Raw genomic sequence first — 20742 nt, forward strand, 5'->3', positions numbered from 1 at the left:
GGGGGGCGACCCCCCACGCTCCCCGGAACGGACCGGGCTCCTCAGCGAAGGCGTTGCTCACCCATGACTCCCTACCGGACGAACATCTGTGTCGTTGCGTGCCCCGCGAGGTCCAGGATCGGCTGGGGGAGCACACCGAGTACCACAGTAGCCGTCAACCCGAGCGCGACGGCTGCCGCGGTCGCCGGCCCCGCGACGACGGTGGGCCCGTCCGCCTCCGGCTCGCTGAAGAACATCACGACGATCACCCGGACGTAGAAGAACGCGGCGATCGCGGAGGAGATCACGCCGACGATCACCAGTGGGGTGGCGTCCGCCTCGACCGCCGCCTTGAACACCGCGAACTTGCCGGTGAAGCCGCTGGTCAGCGGGATTCCGGCGAAGGCCAGCAGGAAGAAGGCGAAGGTGCCGGCGACCACCGGGGAGCGCTTGCCGAGCCCGGCCCAGCGGGACAGGTGCGCCGCCTCGCCGCCCGCGTCCCGCACCATCGTGATCACCGCGAACGCGCCGATCGTGGTGAAGCCGTAGGCCGCGAGGTAGAACAGCGTCCCGGACAGGCCGTCCTTGGACGTGGCGACGACGCCGGTGAGCAGGAAGCCCGCGTGCGCGATCGAGGAGTAGGCCAGCATCCGCTTGAGGTCGGTCTGCGTGATCGCGATGACCGCGCCGATCACCATGGTGATGATCGCCACACCCCACATGATCGGTTCCCAGTCCCACTTCAGCGTCTCGAACGCGACGTAGTAGACACGCAGGATCGCGCCGAACGCGGCGACGAGGGTGCAGGACGCCATCAGCGCCGTGATCGGGGTCGGGGCGCCCTGGTAGACGTCCGGCTTCCACATGTGGAACGGCACCGCGCCGAGCTTGAACAGCAGGCCGACCGACAGCAGCGCGACGCCGGCGAGCAGGAGCGTCTCGCTGCCGGCGTCCTTGCCGATCTGGACGGAGATGTCGGCGAGCTTCACCGACCCGGCGTACCCGTACAGCAGCGCCGCCCCGTACAGGAAGAACGCGGAGGAGAACGCGCCGAGCAGGAAGTACTTGACCGCGGCCTCCTGCGACAGCAGGCGCCGGCGGCGGGCCATGCCGCACAGCAGGTACAGCGGCAGCGACATGACCTCCAGCGCCACGAACATGGTGAGCAGGTCGTTGGAGGCCGGGAACATCAGCATCCCGCCGACCGCGAACAGCATCAGCGGGAAGACCTCGGTCTGGGTGAGCCCCGCGGCGCTGCTGCGCTGCTCGGCCTCGCTGCCCGGCAGCGCGGACGCCTGGGCGGCGAAGTGGCCGCCGACGATGCCGCCGCGGCCGTTCCCCCGCTCGGCGATCAGCAGGAGGCTGACCAGCGCGAGGATCAGGATGGTCCCCTGGAGGAACAGGGTGGGTCCGTCGACGCCCAGCGCGCCTTCGGCGGCGACGTGGTGCGGCTCGTCCCGCCAGCCGAGGACGATCGTCCACGCGAACGCGCCCGCCAGGCCGAGGAACGCCAGCGGCACCTGCACGTAGTACCGCCAGGTGCGGCCGACGAACGCCTCGACCAGCACGGCGAGGACGGCGACGCCGAGGACCAGCAGCAGCGGGCCGATCTGGTCGTACTCGATGTGCGGCGCCTGGATGTCACCCCCCTGCGCGAGGACGGCGCTCACCTGACTGCTGCGGCTCATGGGCGGGCTCCGTTCTCGGCCACATTGCCGGTGATCTTCGGCGCGGGATCGTGCCGGTCGATCCGGGCCAGCGTGTGCTTCACCGATGGGTTGATGACGTGCAGCACCGGCTGCGGGAACAGGCCCATCGCCACGATGATCGCGATGATGGGGGCGACCGCCCACTTCTCGCGTGCGGTGAGGTCCCGCATGCCCTCGACGGCCGGGGCCTTCGGCCCGCCCATGGTCCGCTGGTACATCCACAGGATGTAGATGGCAGCGAGGACGACGCCGCTGACGGCGAGCACGGCGGCCCACCGGTAGCGGCTGAACGTCCCGACGATGACGAGGAACTCCGACACGAACGTGGACAGGCCGGGCAGCGACAGCCCGGACAGGCCCGCGACGAGGAACGTCCCGGCGAGGACGGGCGCGACCTTCTGGACGCCGCCGTAGTCGCCGATCCGCGCCGACCGCCGCCGGACGATCATGAATCCGACGACGAGGAACAGCGCACCGGTGGAGAACCCGTGGTTGACCATGTAGAGCGTCGCGCCGGACTGGCCCTGCGAGGTCATCGCGAAGATACCGAGCACGATGAACCCGAAGTGCGACACCGAGGTGTAGGCGATCAGGCGCTTGAGGTCCACCTGCCCGATCGCGAGGACGGCGCCGTAGATGATGCTCAGCACCGCGAACCCGAGCACGACCGGGGTCGCCCACTTGGCGGCGCCGGGGAACAGCTCCAGGCAGAACCGCAGCATCCCGTACGTGCCGACCTTGTCCAGGACGCCGACGATCAGGACGAGCGCGCCCGGCGGCGACTGCTGCGCCGCGTCCGGCAGCCAGGTGTGGACGGGCACCATCGGCGCCTTGATCGCGAAGGCGATGAAGAAGCCGAGGAACAGCCACTTGGCGGTGGTCGGGTCGATGTTCATCCTCGACAGCTCGTCGAACATGAACGTGCCGTGCCCGAGCCCGCCGTCGGCGACGGACTTGCTCGACAGCGGGTACAGCCAGATCACCGCGACGAGCATCAGCAACCCGCCGAACAGCGAGTACAGCAGGAACTTCACCGCGGCGTAGGAGCGCTGCGCGCCGCCGTAGTACCCGATGATGAAGTACACCGGGATCAGCATCGCCTCGAAGAAGACGTAGAACACGAACACGTCGGTCGCCGCGAACACGCCGATCATCGCCGCTTCCAGCGACAGCAGCAGCGCCATGTACGTCTTCACCGACCGTTTGGCCGGCACGTCCACGCCGCCCGAACGGTCGGCCTCGTTCCACGACGCCAGGATGACCAGCGGGACGAGGATCACCGACAGCACGATCAGCACCAGCGCGACGCCGTCGACGCCGAGCGCCCAGTGGACCCCGAACGCCTTGATCCACCAGTACTTCTCGGTGAACTGGAACCGGGCGCCGTCCGCGTCGAACCGCGCGGCCATCACCAGCGTCAGCACCGCGACGACCACGGACGCGCCGAGCGCGACCTGCTTGACCAGCGTCTCCCGCTCGCGCGGCAGCACCGCCACGAGGAACGCGCCGACCAGCGGCAGCGCGATGAGGACGCTCAGCCAGGGAAAGTCACTCATGTCACGTTCACCACCAGGAGCGCCGCCACGACGAGCGCCGCACCGAAGAACATCGAAAGGGCGTAGGAGCGTGCGAAGCCGGTCTGCAGCCGCCGGACCCGGCCGGAGCTGCCACCGACTCCCGCGGCGAGGCCGTTGACGGCGCCGTCGACGCCCCGTCCGTCGAACCACACCGCGAGCCGGGTCAGCCACTGGCCGGGCCGCATCAGCAGCGACTCGTTCAGCGCGTCCCCGTAGAGGTCCTTGCGGGCGGCGACGGTGACGAACGAGCCGGCGGGCGCCTCGCGCGGCACCTTCCGGCTGCCGTACTGCCGCCAGGCGATACCGGCGCCGATCACCATCAGCACGAACGTGGCGATGCTCGGCCCGGTGAGCGGCTGGAACTCGTGCTCGTGCTCGGGCGCCCCGACGACCGGCTCCAGGAAGTCGGCGAACCCGCCGAGGATCAGGAACCCACCGGCGAAGACGGAGCCGAACGCCAGCACGATCAGCGGGAGGGTCATCACCTTCGGCGACTCGTGCGGGTGGACGTCCTCCTCCCAGCGCTTCTCACCGAAGAACGTCATGAACATCACCCGCGACATGTAGTAGGCGGTGATGCCCGCGCCGATCAGCGCGCACGAGCCGAGGATCGCCCCGGACGTGCCGCCCTTGTCGAACGCGGCCTCGATGATGCCGTCCTTGGTGAACCAGCCGGACAGGCCCGGGAAGCCGATGATGGCGAGGTATCCGAGCCCGAACGTCGCGTAGGTGACGATCATCATCGTGCGGAGCGCGCCGTAGTGGCGCATGTTCACGTCGTCCTTCATGCCGTGCATGACCGACCCGGCGCCGAGGAACAGGCCCGCCTTGAAGAAGCCGTGCGCGATGAGGTGCGCGATGGCGAAGACGTAGCCGGGCTTGCCGAGCCCCGCGGCGAGGTGCATGTAGCCGATCTGCGACATCGTCGAGCCCGCGAGGGCCTTCTTGATGTCGTCCTTCCCGCACCCGATGATCGCACCGGCGAGCAGCGTCGCCGCACCGACGATCGTCACCGCGAGCTGCGCGTTGTCGGACATCTCGAAGATCGGCGCGGCCCGGACGATCAGGTAGACGCCCGCGGTCACCATCGTCGCCGCGTGGATGAGCGCCGACACCGGGGTCGGGCCCTCCATCGCGTCGAGGAGCCAGGACTGGAGCGGGAGCTGCGCGGACTTGCCGCAGGCGCCGAGCAGGAGCAGGAGCCCGATCGCGGTGGCGGTGCCGGTGCTGAGCTTCGACGCGAGGCCCACGTGCTCGGCGCCGGTGCCGAGGATCTGGTCGAAGCCGATTGTCCCGAAGGTGGAGAACATCAGCGCGATCGCGAGGATCAGGCCGAGGTCACCGACGCGGTTGACGACGAACGCCTTCTTCGCGGCGGTCGCGGCGGTCGGCTTGTACTGCCAGAACCCGATCAGCAGGTAGGACGCGAGACCCACGCCCTCCCAGCCGAGGAACAGGACCAGGAAGTTGTTGCCGAGCACCAGCAGCAGCATCGCCGCGACGAACAGGTTCAGGTACGCGAAGAACCGGCGCCGGTCCGGGTCGTCGGCCATGTAGCCGATCGAGTAGACGTGGATGAGCGAGCCCACCCCGGTGATCAGCAGGACGAAGCTGATGGACAGCGGGTCCACCAGCAGGTCCATCCCGACCTTGAACGTGCCGACGTCGATGAAGTCCCACAGGTGCAGGGTGCGGCGCCGCTCCTCGGCGTCGTACCCGAGCATCTGGACGAACATCGCGCAGCCGACCGCGAACGACGCGACCGACATCGTGACGCCGAGCAGGTGGCCCCACCTGTCGGTGCGCCTCCCCCCGAGCAGGAGGATCGCGGCGCCCGCGAGCGGGAGCGCGATGAGAAGCCAGGACGCGGCCTGGATGCCTTCCGCTTTCATCCTCGGCCTCTCAGTACTTCAGCAGGTTCGCGTCGTCCACCGACGAGGACCTGCGGGTCCGGAAGATGGTCATGATGATCGCCAGGCCCACCACGACCTCCGCCGCGGCCACCACCATCACGAAGAACGCGATGATCTGCCCGTCGAGCTCGCCGTGCATGCGGGAGAACGACACGAACGCCAGGTTCGTGGCGTTCAGCATCAGCTCGACGCACATGAACACCACGATGGCGTTGCGGCGCACGAGCACGCCGAGGGCACCGATGGTGAACAGGATCGCCGAGAGCGCCAGGTAGTGCCCCGGACTCATTGACCAGCCTCGCCTTCACGTTCGTTGCCGGACGTCCCGCCGCCGGCGTCCCCGCCCGCGACCGGCGACCCGGCCTTGACGACGCGCGACTCGGCGCCCGCGTCCTGCGACTCCTCGGTCACGGCCCGCACCGCGGCCACGTCCTGGCCGGCGGCCTCCTCCTCGGATCTGCCGTACAGGTCGGTGTGCCGCTCGACGGTGTCGGTACGGGCCGCGATGACCGGGTTGACCGACAGCTCCGAGGGCGTCCCGTCCGGCAGCAGCGCCGGCATGTCGACGGCGTTGTGCCGGGCGTAGGTGCCGGGGCCGGGCAGCGGGCCGGGGTGGTCGCCGGACAGGAACCGTCCCTTGGACAGGTCGCGCTGCGTCTTCTTCGGCTCGGTCCGCTCGCGGTGCGCGAGCACCATCGCGCCGAGCGCCGCGGTGATCAGCAGGGCGCTGGTCGCCTCGAACGCGAACACGTAGTCCTTGAACAGCAGCCGGGCGAGGCCGATGACGTTGCCGTCGGCGTTGGCGGTCTTCAGCCCGGCCGAGTCGCCGAGCGCCGCGTTCCCGAGCCCGACCGCCAGCAGGACGAAGAATCCGAGCGCCGCGATCGCCGCCCAGAAGCGCTGCCCCCGGATCGTCTCCACCAGCGAGTCGGTGGAGCTGACCCCGACCAGCATCAGCACGAACAGGAACAGCATCAGGACCGCGCCGGTGTACACGATCACCTGGACGAACGCCAGGAACGGCGCGTCCTGGATCGCGTACAGCGCGGCCAGCGACAGCATCACGGTCGCCAGCAGCAGCGCCGAGTGCACCGCCTTCCGCATGAAGATCATGCCGAGGGCGGCGGTGACGGACACGACGGCCAGCAGCCAGAAGAAGAACGGCTCGCCCGACTGCTTGTCGGCGACGTTCCCCGCCAGCACCTGCCCTGCCGCGAGATGCCCCGTCAGGACGTGCCCGGACAGCGCGGCGCTCACTTGCCCTCACCCTCTCCGGGCGTCTCGGGCTGGAGGCCGAGGCGGTAGTAGTCCTCCTCGGTGTCGCCGAGCCGCATCTCGTGCGGCGGCGGGTCCATGCCCTCGCGCAGCGGCGCCAGCAGCATGTCCTTGGTGTAGATCAGGCTCTCGCGGCTGTCGTCGGCGAGCTCGTACTCGTTGGTCATCGTGAGCGCCCGGGTCGGGCACGCCTCGATGCACAGCCCGCACAGGATGCACCGCAGATAGTTGATCTGGTAGATGCGGCCGTACCGCTCGCCGGGCGAGTAGCGCTCCTCGGCGGTGTTGTCGGCGCCCTCGACGAAGATGGCGTCGGCGGGGCACGCCCAGGCGCACAGCTCGCAGCCGATGCACTTCTCCAGGCCGTCCGGCCACCGGTTGAGCTGGTGCCGCCCGTGGAAGCGCGGAGCGGTCGGCTTCTTCACCTCGGGGTACTGAACGGTCTCGCTCTTGCTGAACAGCTGGTGGAACGAGACCCCGAACCCCTTGACCGGATTCAGGAAATCAGTGAGTCCCACTGGTGACCTCCTCTGGAGGGGTTTTGATCGTGGTCGCCCCGGCCGGGCCGCCGTGGTAGTGCGGCGCGTCCATCGGCGGCACCGGGAACCCGCCCGCGGCGGGGTCGCGCGGCGCGTCCCGGTCCATCCCCGGGACGATCTCCTTGTCGTCCTCGCCCCGGAACATCTCCCAGACCACCGTGGCCACCAGCACGACCGCCGCGACGACCGCGGCGCCGATGAAGATCTTCTGTACGTCGTAGCCCTCGTTGCGGAAAGCCTTGACGGTCGCGACCAGCAGGATCCAGCCGAGCGAGAAGGGCATCAGCACCTTCCAGCCGAGCTTCATCAGCTGGTCGTAGCGCACCCGCGGCAGGGAGCCGCGCAGCCAGATGAAGAAGAAGATGAACAACCACAGCTTGACCAGGAACCACAGCACCGGCCACCAGCCGGCGTTGGCGCCCTCCCACACCGTGGAGATCGGCGCGGGCGCCCGCCAGCCGCCGAGGAACAGCGTCGTGGCGAGGGCCGACAGCGTCGCGAGGTTGATGTACTCCGCCAGGAAGAACATCGCGAACTTCAGCGAGGAGTACTCGGTGTGGAAGCCGCCGACCAGCTCGCCCTCGCCCTCGGGCAGGTCGAACGGGATGCGGTTCGACTCCCCCATCATGGTGATCACGTACACGATGAAGGACGGGAACAGCAGCACCACGTACCACTTGTCGTGCTGCGCCGCGACGATGTCGGAGGTGGACATCGAGCCGGCGAACATGAACACCGCGACGAACGACAGCCCCATCGCGATCTCGTAGGAGATCATCTGCGCGGACGAGCGGAGCCCGCCGAGCAGCGAGTACGGCGACATCGACGACCAGCCGGCGAGCACGATCCCGTAGATGCCCATGGACGACATCGCCAGCACCAGCAGCACCGCGACCGGCAGGTCGGTGCCCTGTAGCGCCGTCTCGTGCCCGAACACCGACACCGTCGGCCCGAACGGGATGATCACGAAGGAGATGAACGCCGGCACCGCCGAGATGATCGGCGCGAGGACGAACACGAGCTTGTCGACCTGGCGGGGGACGATGTCCTCCTTCAGCGCCAGCTTGACACCGTCCGCGAGGCCCTGGAGCAGCCCGAACGGGCCGACCCGGTTCGGGCCGACGCGCAGCTGCATCCGGCCGATGACGCGCCGCTCCACCCACATCGACAGCAGGACGGTCAGCACCAGGAACACGAAGATCGCCAGGACCTTGCCGCCGATCAGCCACCACGGGTCGCTGCCGAAGTCCTTCAGCCCGGGTTCCTTCGCGGGCGCCGCCGCGAGCAGGTGCGGACTCATCGTGAGCCTCCAGCGGTGTTCTCGGTCCCGCCGCCATCGGTGGCGTCGGCTCGGGTGGCACCGGTGGGCGCCGGGCCGGTCCGCGTCGCGCGGACGCGCGTGACGCCGGCGACCGTGCCGTCCGCGGGTGCACCGGCGGGCTCACCGGCCGCGATCCGGACGACGCCTCCGGCCGTTGTCCCGAGGTCCCGGTGCAGGCTACAGCCCGCCGAGTTCGTCGGCAGCCACACGACCCGATCGGGCAGGTCGGCGGTGACCTCCAGCGGCAGCGTGACCGCGCCGCCGGCCGCCGACACGGTCACGGTGCCGGTGTCCGTCGCGCCGATCTCGGCGGCCGTCGCGGGCGACAGCCGGGCCACCGCGGGCTTCGCGGTGCCCGCGAGGAACGGCTCGCCGTCCTGGAGCCGGCCTCCGTCGAGCAGCAGCCGCCAGGTCGCCAGCAGCGCCTCGCCGTGCCCGGGCTGCGGCGGGAGCGCCTGCGGCACGTTCGGCGCGTCCGGGCGCTCGCCGCGGTAGGCGCCGAGACCGGTCAGCTCCCGGCGCGCCGCCTCGGGTCCGGGCAGCCCCAGGTGGACGTCCATCTCGTTCGCCAGCGCGTCCAGGACCCGCAGGTCCGACAGCCGCCCGGCGGACTTCAGCACCACGTCGAACTGCCGGCCGCGGCCCTCCCAGTTGACGAACGTGCCGGACTTCTCGGCGACCGCCGCGACCGGCAGCACCACGTCCGCGCGGTCGGTGACGGCGCTCGGCCGCTGCTCCAGGCTCACCACGAACGGCGTCGCGTCCAGCGCCGCCAGCATCGCCGCGGGGTCGGCCAGGTCGCCCGGGTCGACGCCGCCGACGAGCAGCGCGCCGCGCCGTCCCTGCGCCGCCGCCGCGATGATCCCATCGGTGCCGAGGCCGGGCGCCGCGGGCAGCTCGGCCACGCCCCAGGCGCGGGCCACCTCGGCGCGCGCCCCCGGGTCGGCGGCCGGACGGCCGATCGGCAGCAGCCCGGGCAGCGCCCCGGCCTCGATCGCGCCGCGCTCCCCGGCCCGGCGCGGTACCCACGCCAGCCGGGCGCCGGTCACCTGCGCGAGCCGCACCACCGACGACAGCGCGCCGGGGCTGCCCGCCAGCCGCTCACCCACCATGATCACGGCGCCGGGGGTCTCCAGCAGCGTGCGGACGTCCGCGCGGTGGTCGTCGCCGATCAGCGAGCCGAGCGTCTCGGCCTCGGCGCCGGGCGGCGTCGGCAGCAGCGTGCCGCCGACCTTGCGCAGCCCGCGCGTCGCGAACGGCGCGGCCGCGAAGACCTTCAGCCCGTTCTTGCGGAACGCCTTGCGCAGCCGCAGGAACACGATCGCGGACTCCTCCTCCGGCTCGAAGCCGGCGAGCAGCACCGCGGGCGCCTTCTCCAGGTCGGCGTAGGACACCTCGATCGGACGGCCCGCGACGGACGAGGCGAGGAACTGCGACTCCTCGTCCGAGAGCGGGCGGGCCCGGAAGTCGACGTCGTTGGTGCCGAGCGCGATCCGGGCGAACTTGGCGTAGGCGTAGGCGTCCTCCAGCGTCACCCGCCCGCCGGCCAGCACGCCCGCCGAGCCGCGCGCCGCCGCGAGCCCGCGGGCCGCGATCGTGAGCGCCTCGGGCCAGGACGCGGCCTCCAGCTCGCCGTTCTCGCCCCGGACGAGCGGGTGCGTCAGCCGGTCGGGCCGGGTGGCGTAGGTGAACGCCCAGCGGCCCTTGTCGCAGTTCCACTCCTCGTTGACCTGCGGGTCGTCCCCGGCCAGCCGCCGCGTGATCTTTCCGCGCCGGTGGTCGGTGCGCAGCGCGCAGCCGGCCGCGCAGTGCTCGCACGTGCTCGGCTGGGACACGAGGTCGAACGGCCGCGACCGGAACCGGTACGCGGCGCCGGTCAGCGCGCCCACCGGGCAGATCTGCACGGTGTTGCCGGAGAAGTAGGACTGGAACGGCTTGCCGTCCGCCGCGCCGACCTGCTCCTTCGCGCCGCGCTCGAACAGGTCGATGAACGCGTCGCCGGCGATCTGGTCGGAGAACCGGGTGCAGCGGGCGCACTGGATGCAGCGCTCCCGGTCGAGCAGCACCTGGCTCGACAGCGGGATCGGCTTGGGGAACGTCCGCTTCGCCTCGGTGAACCGGGTCTCGCCGCGCCCGTTGGACATCGCCTGGTTCTGCAGCGGGCATTCGCCGCCCTTGTCGCAGATCGGGCAGTCCAGCGGGTGGTTGATGAGCAGCAGTTCCATCACGCCGTGCTGCGCCTTGTCGGCGACCGGCGAGGTGAGCTGGGTCTTGACGACCATGCCCGGCATCACGGTGGTCGTGCACGACGCCTGCGGCTTCGGCATCCCGCGGCCGTTCCCGGCGTCGGGGATCTCCACGAGGCACTGCCGGCAGGCGCCGACGGGGTCGAGCAGCGGATGGTCGCAGAACCGCGGGATCTGGATGCCGAGCAGCTCGGCGGCCCGGATGATCAGTGTGCCCTTCGGCACCTCGATCTGGAAACCGTCGATCGTGCACGAGATCAGGTCCTCGCGCCGCTCGACGGCGGCCTTGTCGTCGGTGACCGTCACCTGGCACCTCCCCAGAGGGTGGACTTGGACGGGTCGAACGGACAGCCGCCCTGCTCGAAGTGCTGGAGGTACTCGTCCCGGAACAGCTTGATGGACGAGACGACCGGGCTCGTCGCGCCGTCGCCCAGCGCGCAGAACGAGCGGCCGAGGATGTTGTCCGACAGGTCGAGGAGGGTCTCCAGGTCCTTCTCCTCGCCCTGCCCGGCCTCCAGCCGCTTCAGCATCTGCTTGTACCAGTAGGTGCCCTCGCGGCACGGCGTGCACTTGCCGCACGACTCGTGCGCGTAGAACTCCGACCAGCGCAGGACGGCCCGGACGACGCACGTCGTCTCGTCGAAGATCTGGAGGGCCCGGGTTCCGAGCATGGACCCGGCCGCGCCGACGGACTCGAAGTCCAGCGGGACGTCCAGGTGCTCGTCGGTGAAGATCGGCGTGGACGAGCCGCCCGGCGTCCAGAACTTCAGCCGGTGCCCCTCGCGGACGCCGCCCGCCATCTCGAGCAGTTCCCGCAGCGTGATACCGAGCGGCGCCTCGTACTGCCCGGGCCTCGTGACATGCCCCGACAGGGAGAAGATCCCGAATCCCTGGGACTTCTCGGTGCCCATGGAGGCGAACCAGTCGGCGCCGTTCGCCACGATCGAGGGAACCGAGGCGATCGACTCGACGTTGTTGATGACAGTGGGCCCGCCGTACAGGCCCGCGACCGCCGGGAAGGGAGGCTTCAGCCTGGGCTGACCGCGGAACCCTTCCAGGGAGTCCAGCAGCGCCGTCTCCTCGCCGCAGATGTAGGCCCCGGCGCCGCTGTGCACGACCACGTCAAGGTCGTAGCCGGACCCGAGGATGTCCTTGCCGAGGTAGCCGGCTTCGTAGGCCTCCGCGACCGCCCGCTGCACCCGGCGGATCACGTGCAGCACCTCGCCGCGCACGTAGATGAACGCGTGGCTGGACTTGATCGCGTACGAGCTGATGATGACGCCCTCGACCAGCACGTGCGGGTTGGCCATCATCAGCGGGATGTCCTTGCAGGTGCCCGGCTCGGACTCGTCGGCGTTGACGACGAGGTAGCGCGGGTTGGGGCTGCTCGGCGGCAGGAACCCCCACTTCATGCCGGTGGGGAACCCGGCGCCGCCGCGTCCGCGCAGGCCGGAGTCCTTGACCGCCTGGACGATCTCGTCCGGCTCCATCCGGAACGCGGTGCGCAGCGCCTCGTAGCCGCCCTCGCGCTCGTAGCCCTCGCGGGTGAACGAGTCGGGCTGGTCCCAGTTCTTGGTGAGGATCGGGGTGAGCGTGGTCACTGGTTACGCCCCTCCTGGCTGCCGGGCTTCACATCGCCGCCGATGGGCTTGCCCGGCTCGTTCGGCGGCGGGTCGGTGACCTCGCCCGGCTTCACGGGCTCGTGCGGCCGCTCCCGGTCCACATCCGTGGCTGGCGCCTCCCACCCGCGCTCCTGCGCGAGCTTCAGTCCGCGCAGCGACTCCGGACCGGCCTGGACGCCCTCGTGCGCGAGCCCGTCGGGGAACCCCGCCAGCACCCGCGAGGCGTCCTTCCAGCCGGCCAGGGTGTTCGGCCCACGCGAAGGAAGCACTTGCTTACCAGAGCGCAGATCATCAACGAGGCGCTTGGCCTTCTCGGGAGTCATGTTGTCGAAGAACTCCCAGTTGACCATCATCACCGGCGCGAAGTCGCAGGCGGCGTTGCACTCGATCCGCTCCAGGCTGACCTTGCCGTCCGCGGTGGCCTCGTCGTGCCCCACCCCGGCGTGCTCGCTCAGCTCGTCCCAGATCTGGTCGCCGCCCATCACCGCGCACAGCGTGTTGATGCACACGCCGACGTGGTACTCGCCCACCGGCTTCTGCTTGTACTGCGTGTAGAAGGTCACGACGCCCGTCACCTGCGCGGCCGTGATCCCGAGCTGCTCCGCGCAGAACTCGATGCCGTTCTGGGTGACATGCCCCTCCACCGACTGCACCAGGTGCAGCAGCGGCAGCAGCGCCGACCTCGGCTTCGGATACCGGCCGATGATCTCCTTGGCGTCCCGCTCCAGCCGCTCCCGGACGTCGGGCTCGTATGCGCTGGTCTCCGTCATCGGTCCACTCCCCCCATGACCGGGTCGATGCTGGCCACGGCGGCGATGACGTCGGCGATCATGCCGCCTTCGGCCATCGCCGGGGTGGCCTGCAGGTTGACGAAGGACGGCTCGCGGAAGTGCACGCGGTACGGGCGGGTGCCGCCGTCGCTGACCACGTGCGCGCCGAGCTCGCCGCGCGGCGACTCGATGTGCGAGTACGCCTGCCCCGCGGGCACCCGGAAACCCTCGGTGACGAGCTTGAAGTGGTGGATCAGCGCCTCCATCGAGGTGCCCATGATGTGCGCGATGTGCTTGGGCGAGTTGCCCATCCCGTCCGCGCCGATCGCGAGCTGCGCCGGCCAGCCGATCTTCTTGTCCTCGATCATCACCGGGCCCTTGACCGACTGGAGCCGCTCCACGCACTGCTCGACGATCTTCAGGGACTCCTCCATCTCCTCCATCCGGACGAGATAGCGGCCGTACACGTCGCAGGTGTCCTGCGTCGCGACCTTGAAGTCGTAGGTCTCGTAGCCGCAGTAGGGCTGCGACTTGCGCAGGTCCCACGGCAGGCCGGTGGCGCGCAGCACGGGGCCGGTCACGCCGAGGGCCATGCAGCCGGTGAGGTCGAGGTAGGCGATGTCCTTCGTCCGCGCCAGGTAGACGTGGTTGGAGTCCATCAGCTTGCGCAGCGCCAGGATGCGCTTCGGCATCCGGTCCAGGTAGTCGCGGACCTTGCTGAGCGCCCCGCTCGGCAGGTCCTGCGCGACACCGCCCGGACGGACGTACGCCATGTTCATGCGCAGGCCCGTGATCTCCTCGAACAGGTCGAGGGTGTACTCGCGCTCGATGAAGCCGTTGAGCATCACCGTCGTCGCGCCGAGCTCCAGCCCGAACGTGGCGATGGCCACCAGGTGCGAGGAGATCCGGTTCAGCTCCATCATCATCACGCGGATGATCTGGGCGCGCTCCGGCACCTGGTCGGTGACGCCGAGCAGCTTCTCCACGCCCAGGCAGTACGCCGTCTCGTTGAAGATCGGCGCGAGGTAGTCCATCCGGGTGCAGAACGTGGTGCCCTGCGTCCAGGTACGGAACTCCATGTTCTTCTCGATGCCGGTGTGCAGGTAGCCGATGCCGACCCGGGCCTCGTTCACCGTCTCGCCGTCGAGCGTCAGGATCAGCCGCAGCACCCCGTGCGTCGACGGGTGCTGCGGGCCCATGTTGATGACGAGCCGCTCGTCGCCGAGTTCCTCGGCGCCCGCGACGACCTGGTCCCAGTCCTGCCCGTTGACGTCGAAGACCCTGCCCTCGGCCGCCTCGTCGGCGGCGTAGGCGTCGTACTCGGTGTACTTCGTGGAACTCATGTGTACGACCTCCGCTCGTCGGGCGGCGGGATCTCCGCTCCGCGGTACTCGACGGGAATGCCGCCGAGAGGATAGTCCTTGCGCTGCGGATGGCCGACCCAGTCGTCGGGCATCTCGATCCGCGTCAGCGCCGGGTGGCCGTCGTACACGATTCCGAAGAAGTCGTAGGTCTCCCGCTCATGCCAGTCGCTCGTCGGGTACACCGGCACCAGCGACGGCACGTGCGGGTCGGCGTCGGGGCAGGTCACCTCCAGCCGGACACGCCGGTTACGCGTGATCGACAGCAGGTGGACCACCGAGTGCAGCTCCGCGCCGGTGTCGCGCGGGTAGTGCACGCCCGACACGCCGGAGCACAGCTCGAACCGCAGCGACGGCTCGTCCCGCATGGTCCGGGCGACCGCCAGCAGATGCTCACGCCTGACGAAGAACGTCATCTCGCCGCGGTCGATGACGACCCGCTCGATCGCGTCCCCGTAGAGCGGCAGCGTCTCCGCCGGGGACGACCCCGGACCCCGCTGTGCTTCCTCCGGGGACGACCCCGGACCCCGCAGGGCGCGCTCCAGTTCGTCGGCGATCTCGTCGAACTCGCCCGCCTCGGCGGCGCCGGCCGGCCCGCCGTAGGGGCGCGGCGCGCTGACCTTCGGGCTCTGCCGGACGACCAGCCCGCCGTAGCCGGAGGTGTCGCCGGTCGTCTTCGCGCCGAACATCCCCGTGCGGACCACGGGCTGTTCCCTGCGCTCCTCCGCGGAGTGCGCGGGCAACTGGTCGGCGGCCTGCTCGGCCTTCTGCTCCGGGTGCTGGGACGACATCAGGCCCCCTGTCCGAGCAGCGGGAGCCGGCGGCGCTTGGCCTCTTCCAGCTCGGCGATCTGCTTCTGGCGCTGCGGACCCAGCTTGGTGTTCTGGATCTTGTCGTGCAGCTTCAGGATGGCGTCCAGCAGCATCTCCGGCCGCGGCGGGCAGCCGGGCAGGTAGATGTCGACCGGGACGATGTGGTCCACGCCCTGCACGATCGCGTAGTTGTTGAACATGCCGCCGGACGAGGCGCACACGCCCATCGCGATGACCCACTTGGGCTCGGTCATCTGGTCGTAGATCTGCCGCAGCACCGGGGCCATCTTCTGGCTCACCCGGCCCGCGACGATCATCAGGTCGGCCTGCCGGGGCGTCGCCGAGGCGCGCTCCATCCCCCACCGGGAGAAGTCGTGCCGCGGATCGCCCGTCGCCATCATCTCGATGGCGCAACACGCGAGACCGAACGTCGCGGGCCATACCGAGCTCTTACGCGCCCAACCCGCGACCTGCTCGACCGTCGTCAGCAGGAACCCGCTCGGGAGTTTTTCCTCAAGACCCATTGCTGTGCCCCCGCTCCGCTCCGGCGCGCCTTCCGGCACGCGCTTCCCTCGTCGCAGGCTCCTCGGTCCAGCGCGCGCCGCGCGCCTCCGCGTCGCTCATCAGTCCCACTCCAGACCGCCGCGCCGCCAGATGTAGGCGTACGCGACGAGCACGGTCACGATGAAAAGGACCATCTCCACGAGTCCGAAGATCCCCATGTGGTTGAACGCGACCGCCCAGGGGTAAAGGAAGATGATCTCAATGTCGAAGACGATGAACAGCATCGCCGTCAGGTAGTACTTGATCGGGAAGCGGCCGCCGCCGACCGGCTGCGGCGTCGGCTCGATGCCGCACTCGTAGGCGTCCAACCGGGCACGGTTCCACCGCTTGGGCCCCGTGAGCGAGGCCATCGCCACCGAACCGGCGGCGAAGGCGAGGGCGAGCACCCCCAGCACGATGATCGGAACATAGAGATCCATGTCTCTACTGCCTCTCCTCGGAACGTACGACGCTGTACGGGGCGGCCCCGCCGCGGGTCGCCACCCTAGCCAAGGTGATCAATAGCACTTCCCTCCGGGGGTGTTCGGTCACACAACTCAACCTGTGTGCCCCGCGAACCTCGCTCATGCTGCGGGAGCCACCTTCTGCATCGCGTTGATGACCCGGTCCATCGCGTCGCCGCCCTTCGGGTCGGTCAGGTTGGCGAGCAGCTTGAGCGTGAAACGCATCAGCGTCGGATGCGGCAGGCCGTGCGAGGTGAGGAACTTCATGATGCGCGGGTCGCCGATGGCCTGCACGAACACCCGGGCCAGCGTGAAGTAGCCGCCGTGCTCGTCCTTGAGGATCCGCGGATATTCGTACAGGGTCCGCTCACGCTGGGCGGCGGTGCGGCGGGCGAGCGCCTGCACCATGATGTCGGCGGCCAGCCGCCCGGACTCCAGCGCGTAGTCGATGCCCTCGCCGTTGAACGGGTTGATCATGCCGCCGGCGTCGCCGACGAGCAGCATCCCGCGGGTGTAGTGCGGCTGGCGGTTGAAGCCCATCGGGAGCGCCGCGCCGCGGATACGGCTCGTGGCGTGCTCCTCGTCAAAGCACCAGTCCTCGGGCATCTGCGCGCACCAGCGCTGGAGCATGCCGCGGTAGTCGACGTTCTGGAACGCCTTGCTGGTGTTGAGCAGGCCGAGCCCGACGTTGGACGTGCCGTCGCCGACGCCGAACACCCAGCCGTAGCCGGGAAGCAGGCGCTCGCCGTCCCACAGCTCCAGCCACGCCTCCATGTAGTCGTCGTCGTGGCGGGGCGTCTGGAAGTAGCGGCGGACGGCGACGCCCATCGGACGGTCCTCGCGGCGCCGCAGGCCCATCGCCAGCGACAGCCGGGTGGAGTTCCCGTCGGCCGCGACGACCAGCGGCGCGTGGAAGCGGACGTCCTCGCCCTCGTACCTGGCGGTCACGCCGGTGATGCGGTCGGTGCGCTCGTCCAGGATGGGGCCGGTCACGGTGCAGCCCTGGAGCAGCCGGGCGCCCGCCTTGGCGGCGTGCTCGGCGAGGAGCTGGTCGAGGTCGGTGCGCTTGCGGACGAGCCCGTAGTCGGGGAAGCTCGCGAGCTCCGGCCACGGCAGTTCGACCTTGACGCCGCCACCGTAGATGCGCAGGCCCCGGTTGCGCCCCCAGCCGGGGTCGTTCACGTCCACGCCCATGCCGATGAGCGCGCGGACGGCACGCGGGGTGAGCCCGTCGCCGCAGATCTTGTCGCGCGGGAACGTCGCCTTCTCCAGCAGCAGCACGTCGAGACCCGCCTGGGCAAGCCAGTAGGCGGTCGACGCCCCTGCGGGGCCGGCCCCGACGACGATGACGTCTGCGTGTCGGGTGGAGTCGGTCACGGCGGTCCTCTTCAGCTCGTTCGCTTGTGAAGTACTTCACAAGGATCCGGTGGGGAGTCTATTCCTTTATCACGACTGGTGGGTACTTCCGGGCCGATCCAAACATGGACCGGTCCGGCCACTCACCCGTCGCCGGCCCTGCTGCGTCGTTCCGGGTTGGTGGCATGGTGCAGCGCCGCAACCCCGAAGGTGAGGTCGCGCCACCGCACCGACCGCCAGCCCGCGTCCTGGATGAGCCGCGCCAGCGCCCCCTGAGTGGGCCAGGCGAGCGTCGACTCGGCGAGGTAGCGGTAGGAGTCGGGATTGGAGCTGACCCGCGCCAGCAAGGGGAGCCCATACCTCAGATGCGCCTTGTGGCCGAGCGCCAGCAGCGTGTTCGGCGGGTGGCTGACCTCGCACACCAGCAGCCTTCCGCCCGGCTTCGCGACGCGCCGAAGCTCGCGCAGCGCCCCGACGGTGTCGGCGACGTTGCGGAGCCCGAAGGAGATCGTGACGGCGTCGAACGAGCCGTCCGCGAACGGGAGCCGCAACGCGTCACCCGCGACGAAGCTCAGCCGCGCGACGCCCTCCTGCCGCCGCACCCCGACGCGCAGCATCCCCAGGGAGAAATCGCATGCCACGGTGTCGGCCCCGGCCTCGGCGAACGGCACCGACGACGTCCCCGTCCCGGCGGCGAGATCGAGGACCCGCTCCCCCGGCCGCGCGTCCACCGCCCGGACGACCTCCCTGCGCCAGTGCCGGTCCTGCCCGCCGGTCATGAGCGTGTTCAGCAGGTCGTACCGCTCGGCGGTGCCGTCGAACATCGCCGCCACGTCGGCGGGCTGCTTATCCAGAGAGGCACGGGTCATAGGTCCACCCTAAGAGCAGGCTCGACCCCCGGTGCGCCCGCCCCGCGGCACGGGCCTGGGCACCACCCCGGCGCCCGCCCCGGCGCCGTATTCTCAGCGCCTCATTCTCAGCGCCTCGTTCTCAGGCGTCTTCCTTGGTGCGCGCCTTCTCGAACCGCTGGCGCCGGGCGCGCACGCCCGTCACGACCGCGGCGGACATCCGGTCGCGCTGGCCGGAGAGCAGGACGAAGCTGACGATGCCGCTGATCAGCAGCGCGAGCAGCAGGAGCAGGAACCCGCGGGCGCCGAACAGCGCCAGCACGCCCAGGGTGGCGACGAAGATCACCAGGCGTGCGGCCGTGTAGAAGAGTACGGAACGCATGACCCTCCGAGCCTACCCCCGGCCTTCCGTGATCCCGCGGCAGGTCAGCGGAGGACCTCCTGGAGGAGCACCGGATCGACGTTGCCGCCGGACAGGATCGCCACGTAGGAGTCACCTTCGGGGAGTTCGTCGCGGTGATGGAGGTAGGCGGCGGTGGCGACGGCACCGGCGGGCTCGGCGATGAGCCGGGTCTCGCGGGCGAGACGGCGCATGGTGGCCCTGATCTCCTCCTCGGTGACGGTCACGATGGCGTCCACGTGCGCCCGCAGGTGCTCGAAGGGGAGGTCTCCCACCCGCTGGACGCGGAGCGCGTCGGCGATGGTGCGGCCGGTCTCCTCGGCCGCCCAGGAGACGAGGCGGCCCTGCCGCAGGGAGTCGCGGGCATCGGCGGCGAACTCCGGCTCGACGCCGATCACCCGGGCCCCCGGGCGCAGCGCCTTGACCGCGGCGGCCACACCGGAGATCAGCCCGCCCCCGCTGATCGGGACGAGCACCACGGCCACGTCCGGCAGATCCTGGACGATCTCCAGCCCGACGGTGCCCTGCCCGGCGATCACACGCGGGTCGTCGTAGGGCGGGATCATCGTGAAGCCGTGCGCGGCGGCGAGCCGGCCGGCGGTCTCGGCGCGCGCCTCGGCCGTGGGCTCGACGTACACGACCTCGGCGCCGAGCGCCCGGCACGCCTCGACCTTCACTCCCGGCGTCGTGTGCGGCATGACCAGGACGGCGCGGACGCCGAAGGCGCGGGCCGTGTAGGCGACGGCCCGCGCGTGGTTGCCGCTGGAGTGCGTCACGACGCCGCGCCCGCGCTCGTCTTCGGGAAGGGAGGAGATGGTGGCGTACGCGCCGCGCAGCTTGAAGGCCCCCACCGGCTGGAGCGACTCCGGCTTCACCAGCAGCGACGGGGAGTCCGGCGGCTGCGGGAACGGGACGAGCGGCGTCCGGACGGTGATGCCCGCGAGGCGTCCGGCGGCGTCCTCGATCTCCGCCAGGGTGACAAGGTCCGACATGACCCCGGAGACTATTCGCTTCCCGGCCGGCATCGTGTCAGCACGCAGTTGCGGACGTGACACGGCTGGTCAACCGGGGTCTGCGTGGCGATTGTGCGCAACGGCGCGTGTACATCTCGTGATCGGACCAGTTCGGCCGACTACCCAGCGTCATGTTTTCCGAAAACAAGGGAGAAATCGGTCTTGACCCGCCACACTGTAAACAGTCCACCCGCGCCGAGAGCGGGACAAAGGGGGAGAGAAAACGTGGAGAGCACGAGCGAGCGCTTGCTCACTCCAGGAGAGGTGGCCGCCCTCTTCAGGGTCGATCCGAAGACGGTCACCCGCTGGGCCGCGGCTGGCCGGATCAGCAGCATCCGCACTCCCGGAGGCCACCGTCGCTTCCGCGAGTCCGAGGTGCACGCGCTGCTGCGCGGCGACGAGCCCGTCGCCGAACACTCGGCGCGCTGAGCCGGTTCCAGGCACGGGTTCCGGCACCCGGTTCCGAGCACCGGGCTCCGCGCACCTGACCTGAACCCTTTTCGGACCGCCGCCACGGCCGAGGCGCATCACGGGGAAGCGCCCTCGTCCTCCGCACGGTCCGCCTTCCACTCCTCGAAATGCCTGAGGAGATCCGCGTCCTCGTCCCGCCAGCGACGTCGCCGTTCCGCCAGTTCGTCCTCGGTGAGCGACTGGCCGAGCAGCCGGTCGTAGTCGGGGTCGTCCGGGCCGATCTCCACGTAGGCGTCGGCGATGATCCGCCCCTGCCCGGGATCGTCCTCGTCCGGCTCGGCGAGGACACTGTGGGGCACCCGGAGCGTGCCGTCGGGGAGCCGGATCACCTGCATCGTCCATCACCCTCGGTGTCCATCGCGGGGTCCTGGGCAGTGTTTCGAAGTCCCGGCCCACGGCACTCGCGTGGCGGCTCGCACCGTCACCGCGCCCGGGTGAGCGCGGCATCGCGTCGCGATCCGCCCGGCGGGGCCCGCCTCCGGCGTCGCCTCACCGGCCAGGTCACGCGTCCGCGCTGCGGCTG

Annotated in this window: 20 protein-coding genes; 1 reads left to right on the top strand and 19 read right to left on the bottom strand. The window is 70.3% G+C overall.

Annotated elements, in window-relative coordinates; translation table 11 throughout:
• Positions 1–71 precede the first annotated feature (71 nt).
• The 18 genes from nuoN to AMA02S_RS33580 form a co-directional block, all read right to left on the bottom strand.
• On the bottom strand, positions 72–1667 hold the full coding sequence (gene nuoN / locus AMA02S_RS33495) for an NADH-quinone oxidoreductase subunit NuoN (RefSeq protein ID WP_067466776.1): 1596 nt from the start codon (positions 1665–1667) through the stop codon (positions 72–74).
• The gene (locus tag AMA02S_RS33500; RefSeq protein WP_067466779.1) at positions 1664–3244 is read right to left on the bottom strand and encodes an NADH-quinone oxidoreductase subunit M; all 1581 of its coding nucleotides are present in this window, start codon (positions 3242–3244) and stop codon (positions 1664–1666) included. Before AMA02S_RS33500 ends, nuoN begins: the two co-directional genes overlap by 4 nt.
• Positions 3241–5157: an NADH-quinone oxidoreductase subunit L gene (gene nuoL / locus AMA02S_RS33505; RefSeq protein ID WP_067466782.1), complete on the bottom strand. Its 1917-nt coding sequence runs from the start codon at positions 5155–5157 to the stop codon at positions 3241–3243. The genes AMA02S_RS33500 and nuoL overlap by 4 nt, the downstream gene beginning before the upstream one ends.
• Before the next feature lie 10 nt (positions 5158–5167).
• Positions 5168–5467: an NADH-quinone oxidoreductase subunit NuoK gene (nuoK, locus tag AMA02S_RS33510; RefSeq protein ID WP_067466785.1), complete on the bottom strand. Its 300-nt coding sequence runs from the start codon at positions 5465–5467 to the stop codon at positions 5168–5170.
• A complete protein-coding gene (locus AMA02S_RS33515) occupies positions 5464–6408 on the bottom strand; it encodes an NADH-quinone oxidoreductase subunit J (RefSeq protein ID WP_067467191.1) in 945 nt (314 codons plus the stop codon). The genes nuoK and AMA02S_RS33515 overlap by 4 nt, the downstream gene beginning before the upstream one ends.
• Positions 6409–6431: 23 nt before the next feature.
• On the bottom strand, positions 6432–6971 hold the full coding sequence (nuoI, locus tag AMA02S_RS33520; protein WP_067466787.1) for an NADH-quinone oxidoreductase subunit NuoI: 540 nt from the start codon (positions 6969–6971) through the stop codon (positions 6432–6434).
• Positions 6958–8292, bottom strand: coding sequence for an NADH-quinone oxidoreductase subunit NuoH (nuoH, locus tag AMA02S_RS33525; protein ID WP_067466789.1), 1335 nt, complete (start codon positions 8290–8292; stop codon positions 6958–6960). Before nuoH ends, nuoI begins: the two co-directional genes overlap by 14 nt.
• Complete coding sequence (locus AMA02S_RS33530; RefSeq protein WP_084265882.1) at positions 8289–10865, bottom strand: NADH-quinone oxidoreductase subunit G; 2577 nt, start codon at positions 10863–10865, stop codon at positions 8289–8291. The genes nuoH and AMA02S_RS33530 overlap by 4 nt, the downstream gene beginning before the upstream one ends.
• Positions 10862–12160 carry an NADH-quinone oxidoreductase subunit NuoF gene (nuoF, locus tag AMA02S_RS33535; protein WP_067466791.1) on the bottom strand — a complete coding sequence of 433 codons (1299 nt, stop codon included), beginning with the start codon at positions 12158–12160 and terminating at the stop codon, positions 10862–10864. Before nuoF ends, AMA02S_RS33530 begins: the two co-directional genes overlap by 4 nt.
• Positions 12157–12951, bottom strand: a complete 795-nt coding sequence (nuoE, locus tag AMA02S_RS33540; protein ID WP_067466794.1) for an NADH-quinone oxidoreductase subunit NuoE — start codon at positions 12949–12951, stop codon at positions 12157–12159. Before nuoE ends, nuoF begins: the two co-directional genes overlap by 4 nt.
• Positions 12948–14294 (bottom strand): NADH-quinone oxidoreductase subunit D, encoded by a 1347-nt coding sequence (locus AMA02S_RS33545; protein WP_067466798.1) that lies wholly within the window; start codon positions 14292–14294, stop codon positions 12948–12950. The genes nuoE and AMA02S_RS33545 overlap by 4 nt, the downstream gene beginning before the upstream one ends.
• Complete coding sequence (locus AMA02S_RS33550; RefSeq protein WP_067466801.1) at positions 14291–15103, bottom strand: NADH-quinone oxidoreductase subunit C; 813 nt, start codon at positions 15101–15103, stop codon at positions 14291–14293. The genes AMA02S_RS33545 and AMA02S_RS33550 overlap by 4 nt, the downstream gene beginning before the upstream one ends.
• The gene (locus tag AMA02S_RS33555) at positions 15103–15648 is read right to left on the bottom strand and encodes a NuoB/complex I 20 kDa subunit family protein (protein WP_067466804.1); all 546 of its coding nucleotides are present in this window, start codon (positions 15646–15648) and stop codon (positions 15103–15105) included. The genes AMA02S_RS33550 and AMA02S_RS33555 overlap by 1 nt, the downstream gene beginning before the upstream one ends.
• Positions 15649–15747: 99 nt before the next feature.
• On the bottom strand, positions 15748–16107 hold the full coding sequence (locus AMA02S_RS33560) for an NADH-quinone oxidoreductase subunit A (protein ID WP_067466807.1): 360 nt from the start codon (positions 16105–16107) through the stop codon (positions 15748–15750).
• A 144-nt stretch (positions 16108–16251) separates the two neighbouring features.
• Positions 16252–17508 carry a geranylgeranyl reductase family protein gene (locus tag AMA02S_RS33565; protein WP_067466812.1) on the bottom strand — a complete coding sequence of 419 codons (1257 nt, stop codon included), beginning with the start codon at positions 17506–17508 and terminating at the stop codon, positions 16252–16254.
• Positions 17509–17630: 122 nt separating this feature from the next.
• Positions 17631–18356, bottom strand: a complete 726-nt coding sequence (locus AMA02S_RS33570; RefSeq protein WP_067466815.1) for a demethylmenaquinone methyltransferase — start codon at positions 18354–18356, stop codon at positions 17631–17633.
• A gap of 121 nt (positions 18357–18477) precedes the next feature.
• Positions 18478–18717: a DUF4229 domain-containing protein gene (locus AMA02S_RS33575; RefSeq protein WP_067466818.1), complete on the bottom strand. Its 240-nt coding sequence runs from the start codon at positions 18715–18717 to the stop codon at positions 18478–18480.
• 44 nt (positions 18718–18761) lie between these two features.
• Positions 18762–19727 (bottom strand): threonine ammonia-lyase, encoded by a 966-nt coding sequence (locus AMA02S_RS33580; protein ID WP_067466820.1) that lies wholly within the window; start codon positions 19725–19727, stop codon positions 18762–18764.
• A 246-nt stretch (positions 19728–19973) separates the two neighbouring features.
• Here AMA02S_RS33580 and AMA02S_RS33585 point away from each other — a divergent pair, with 246 nt between their 5' ends.
• On the top strand, positions 19974–20177 hold the full coding sequence (locus AMA02S_RS33585; protein WP_067466823.1) for a BldC family transcriptional regulator: 204 nt from the start codon (positions 19974–19976) through the stop codon (positions 20175–20177).
• 98 nt (positions 20178–20275) lie between these two features.
• On the opposite strand, the gene AMA02S_RS33590 is transcribed toward AMA02S_RS33585, so the two are convergent.
• On the bottom strand, positions 20276–20554 hold the full coding sequence (locus AMA02S_RS33590) for a hypothetical protein (RefSeq protein WP_067466826.1): 279 nt from the start codon (positions 20552–20554) through the stop codon (positions 20276–20278).
• Positions 20555–20742: the final 188 nt, after the last annotated feature.

The organism is Actinomadura macra NBRC 14102, from assembly GCF_001552215.1.
GTDB lineage: Bacteria > Actinomycetota > Actinomycetes > Streptosporangiales > Streptosporangiaceae > Spirillospora > Spirillospora macra.

Coding starts and splice junctions, on each gene's coding strand:
- nuoN (WP_067466776.1), bottom strand. CDS start 1,667: ATGAGCCGCAGCAGTCAGGTGAGCGCCGTCCTCGCGCAGGGGGGTGAC.
- AMA02S_RS33500 (WP_067466779.1), bottom strand. CDS start 3,244: ATGAGTGACTTTCCCTGGCTGAGCGTCCTCATCGCGCTGCCGCTGGTC.
- nuoL (WP_067466782.1), bottom strand. CDS start 5,157: ATGAAAGCGGAAGGCATCCAGGCCGCGTCCTGGCTTCTCATCGCGCTC.
- nuoK (WP_067466785.1), bottom strand. CDS start 5,467: ATGAGTCCGGGGCACTACCTGGCGCTCTCGGCGATCCTGTTCACCATC.
- nuoH (WP_067466789.1), bottom strand. CDS start 8,292: ATGAGTCCGCACCTGCTCGCGGCGGCGCCCGCGAAGGAACCCGGGCTG.
- nuoE (WP_067466794.1), bottom strand. CDS start 12,951: ATGACGGAGACCAGCGCATACGAGCCCGACGTCCGGGAGCGGCTGGAG.
- AMA02S_RS33545 (WP_067466798.1), bottom strand. CDS start 14,294: ATGAGTTCCACGAAGTACACCGAGTACGACGCCTACGCCGCCGACGAG.
- AMA02S_RS33550 (WP_067466801.1), bottom strand. CDS start 15,103: ATGTCGTCCCAGCACCCGGAGCAGAAGGCCGAGCAGGCCGCCGACCAG.
- AMA02S_RS33555 (WP_067466804.1), bottom strand. CDS start 15,648: ATGGGTCTTGAGGAAAAACTCCCGAGCGGGTTCCTGCTGACGACGGTC.
- AMA02S_RS33560 (WP_067466807.1), bottom strand. CDS start 16,107: ATGGATCTCTATGTTCCGATCATCGTGCTGGGGGTGCTCGCCCTCGCC.
- AMA02S_RS33570 (WP_067466815.1), bottom strand. CDS start 18,356: ATGACCCGTGCCTCTCTGGATAAGCAGCCCGCCGACGTGGCGGCGATG.
- AMA02S_RS33575 (WP_067466818.1), bottom strand. CDS start 18,717: ATGCGTTCCGTACTCTTCTACACGGCCGCACGCCTGGTGATCTTCGTC.
- AMA02S_RS33580 (WP_067466820.1), bottom strand. CDS start 19,727: ATGTCGGACCTTGTCACCCTGGCGGAGATCGAGGACGCCGCCGGACGC.
- AMA02S_RS33590 (WP_067466826.1), bottom strand. CDS start 20,554: ATGCAGGTGATCCGGCTCCCCGACGGCACGCTCCGGGTGCCCCACAGT.